Raw genomic sequence first — 896 nt, 5'->3', positions numbered from 1 at the left:
TCGCATAACGAACTAGGCTAATCGACGTAGGCTGACCCTGAGTCCCAACGGGACGTTAGGGACTGGCCACGACACTTGCGTAGGCAAGGGGAGTGCCAGAAGCCTATGTGTCGCAGACCAAGCGAGGGCGCAAGTCCCGAAGCGCAGCGATTTGCCGTTGTTATACGAAGACGCAAGGTAGTAGATTAAATAAAAACAGCTGGTGAAATATTAAATTTTTCAGCTAAAGCTTTGATTTGCCGAACATTTAAATCTCTTTTTCCATTCAATATTTCAGAAACAACACCTTGGCTACCCAAAATGCTTAAATCTTTTTGAGTAAGATTATTTTCTTCCATCAGAAACTTTAAAACTTCGATTGGTTCAGCATTGGGTTGAATAAAGTGATCAAATTCATATTCTTCAATAAGATTACCAACGGTTTCCAGAAGCGGAGCTAATTGATGTTTTTCATTATTACCAACTTCATCAATAAGTTCATCCAAAACTTTCACAAGTTTTTTATATTGTTTGTCAGTATGAGGAACAGAAAGAATATCTTTAACGTGATGCCAGACATTCTTAACTTTTTCAATTTCTAGAATCATATATTCTCCTTTTTCCATTTTCCTTTGTCATATTCGTTATGAGTTAAAATATTCCGAACAAATACTTTTTGTCGATTGTAATGAATAGCTACAATCAGTCTGAAATGATTTCCACTAATATTGAAAACAGTAAGATTACCGACTTGATCAACGGAGTTAAAAACTTTTCTTAATTCATTAAAATCTTTAAAAGATGTGTTTTTAACAATTTTGAACCAGCTTTTTAAGGAAGATTCAGAATTAGGATGTTTATTAATAAAATCATCAAGTTTCTTCCAGCTAATAATATGCACTTCATCCAAGAATATC

Annotated in this window: 2 protein-coding genes; both read right to left on the bottom strand. The window is 34.6% G+C overall.

Annotation, left to right across the window (positions count from 1 at the left end; genetic code table 11):
- Window positions 1-185: 185 nt before the first annotated feature.
- Window positions 186-587 (bottom strand): helix-turn-helix domain-containing protein, encoded by a 402-nt coding sequence (locus EHQ31_RS18740; protein WP_135575085.1) that lies wholly within the window; start codon window positions 585-587, stop codon window positions 186-188.
- Complete coding sequence (locus EHQ31_RS18735; RefSeq protein ID WP_100720816.1) at window positions 584-880, bottom strand: type II toxin-antitoxin system HigB family toxin; 297 nt, start codon at window positions 878-880, stop codon at window positions 584-586. Before EHQ31_RS18735 ends, EHQ31_RS18740 begins: the two co-directional genes overlap by 4 nt.
- Between the last annotated feature and the right edge of the window lie 16 nt (window positions 881-896).

The sequence above is a fragment of the Leptospira montravelensis genome, assembly GCF_004770045.1.
Lineage (GTDB): Bacteria > Spirochaetota > Leptospiria > Leptospirales > Leptospiraceae > Leptospira_A > Leptospira_A montravelensis.
The sequence above is the reverse complement of the archived record's forward strand: the minus strand, read 5'-3'. Positions and strand labels throughout refer to the sequence as shown.